This window comes from Streptosporangium sp. NPDC003464 (genome assembly GCF_053588315.1).
Map to the genome: position 1 here is coordinate 1 of NZ_JBSFPS010000503.1, position 2546 is coordinate 2546.

The window sequence follows — 2546 nt, forward strand, 5'->3', positions numbered from 1 at the left end:
GCGCGACCAGGCGCTCCGGCCCGGCCCCGCGCTCGGCCAGCAGCCGCGCCAGCCGGTTCGCCCGCCGGTTGAGCCGGGCATAGGTCAGGACCGTCTCGCCGTCCACGAGCGCGGTGGCGTCGGGGACCCGCGCGGCCGTGGTCTCGAAGAGCTCGGGCAGCGTACGGCGGGGCACCGGCGCGCCGGTGTCGTTCCACTCCTCGACGATCTGGCGGTGCTCGGCGGCGTCCAGGACACCGAGCCGGCCGACCGGCGTCTCCGGGGCGGTGACCAGCGTGGTGAGCAGCAGCCGCATGCGATCCAGCAGCCGCCGGGCCTGGACCGCGGTGAACAGGTCGGGGCGGTGGTCCAGGCGCAGGGTGAGACGGTCACCGGGGATGGCCGCGAGGGCGAGGGGATAGTGGTGGGCGTCCACCGAGCCGAAACCGGTCAGCCGGACGTCGCCGAGGGCGGTGTCCGCGGCGGAGGCGTCGAACGGGTAGTTCTCCAGCACGGTGACCGTGTCGAACAGGGCGCCGCGATAGATCTCGGTCAGTCCCAGATGGTGGTGGGGCAGCAGCTCGGCCTGCTCGTCCTGGAGGCGTTCCAGCAGTTCCCCGACCGGCTCCTCCGGGCGGAGCCGTACCCGCACCGGCAGGGTGTTGATGAACAGGCCGATCATGCGCTCGACGCCGGGCAGCTCGGGCGGGCGCCCCGAGACGATCGCGCCGAAGACGACGTCGTCGCGTCCGGTCAGCCGGGACAGCAGCACCCCCCACAGCCCCTGCAGCACGGTGTTGACGGTGATCCCTCGGCGGCGGGCCAGCCTGGTCAGCGCGGCCGTCAAGGTGGTGTCCAGTTCGAGGCTCACCTTGTCCGGCGGGACGGGCGTGGCCGCGCCGGGCGCGATCAGCGTGGGCCCCTCGATCCCGTCGAGGGCGCGGGCCCAGGCCCGCCGGGCGGCGTCCCGGTCCTGGCGGGCCAGCCAGGCCAGATACCTCTTGTACGGCGGGGCCGCCGGGGCCTCCACCCCCAGGTAGAGCGCGAGCAGCTCGGCGACGAGGAGCGGGGTGGACCAGCCGTCGAGCAGGATGTGGTGGTTGGTGAGGATCAGCCGGTGCCGGTCCGGCGCGAGCCGTACCAGGACGGAGCGGATCAGCGGCGGCGTGGCCAGGTCGAACGGGCGGGCCCGCTCCTCGGCGGCCACGCCCTCGGCGTCGGCCGAGGTGACCTCCCGCCATGACGGCTCCACCCGCTCCGGGATGACCTGGACGGGCCGGCTGAGATCCTGGTGCCAGAAGGCGGCGCGCAGGTTGGGGTGGCGTTCGAGCAGCCTGGCGGCGGCGCTCCGCAGGGCGGGGACGTCCAGCGGACCGTCGAGATCGAGGGTGACCTGGGCGGTGTAGACGTCGTGTTCGTCGTGGAGCGCGTGGAAGAACAGGCCCTGCTGCAGCGGCGAGAGCGGGAGGATGTCCTGAACCTGCGTCATCGCTTCTCCCAAGCGGCCTGGATGCGGTCGATCTCGTCCTGGTCCAGATCGACCAGGAGGTCGCTCGGCGTGTAGCCGCCCGGACCGTGTGCGGCCAGCCCTTCCAGCGCCCCGGACCAGGTCTCGGCCAGCTCCCTGACCTCGGCCTCGGTGAGCACCCCTGCCGGCCAGGACCAGACGGCCTCGAGGTGGGGGCCGTCCGGCCGGTCGTGGACGGTGACGTTGATCTCCAGGGCGTGGGCCACCGGCATGCCGGGGTCGTGCCCGCCGAGCGCGGCCGGGACCAGGTTCCAGTCCCCCTCGGCGACGGCGACCCGGCCGAGGTAGTTGAACACGATCTGCGGCCGGGGCAGCCCGGCCAGCTCGGGGGCGGTGCCGGGGTTGAGGTGGCGGAGCAGTCCGTAGCCCAGGGGGTTGGGCACCGCCCTGAGCTGCTCCTTGATCCTCTTGACCGCCTGCGCCACGGCCCGCTCGTCGGCCCAGCCGGTGACACCCGCGTCGAGCCGGACCGGGTAGAGGGCGGTGAACCAGCCGACGGTCCGGGACAGGTCGGTCCCGGAGGAGATCTCCTCCCGGCCGTGTCCCTCCAGGTCCAGCAGGACCGAGCTGCCCCGGCCGCCGCGTTTCCTGCGCCAGTGCGCCACGGCCAGGGCGAGCCCGGTGAGCAGCACGTCGTTGACGCGGCCGTGGAACGCGGCGGGGACGGTGGTCAGCAGGGGCTCGGTCCGCCCGGGGGGCAGGGTGAGGCGGAGGCTGCGCAGTGTCGCGACGGTGTCGACGCGTGGGTCGAGCGGCCTGCTGCCGACACGCGGGTCGGGCCCGTCGAGGATGTCGATCCACAGGTCGAGTTCTCCGGCCCGGTCGCGGGCCTCGTCCTGGAGACGACGGGCCCAGGTACGGAAGGAGGTCGGCACCGGCGCCAACGCGACAGCCCCACCACGCACAGCCGCCTGCCAGGCCGCGAACAGATCCGGCAACAGAACCCGCCAGGACACCGCGTCGACCGCCAGATGGTGCACCGCCACCACCAACCGCCCCGACACCCCCGGCCCGGCATCCACCCAGACCACCCCCACCA

2 protein-coding genes are annotated in these 2546 nt (G+C 73.8%); both read right to left on the minus strand.

Going from position 1 to position 2546, the window contains the following annotated elements; all coding sequences use genetic code 11:
- A partial coding sequence (locus tag ACWDS7_RS47835) for a condensation domain-containing protein (RefSeq protein ID WP_451934726.1) occupies positions 1 to 1468 on the minus strand: 1468 nt, incomplete at its 3' end.
- Positions 1465 to 2546, minus strand: a 1082-nt coding sequence (locus ACWDS7_RS47840; RefSeq protein WP_451934727.1) for a condensation domain-containing protein, incomplete at its 5' end; no start/stop codon positions are given. The genes ACWDS7_RS47835 and ACWDS7_RS47840, both read right to left, overlap by 4 nt.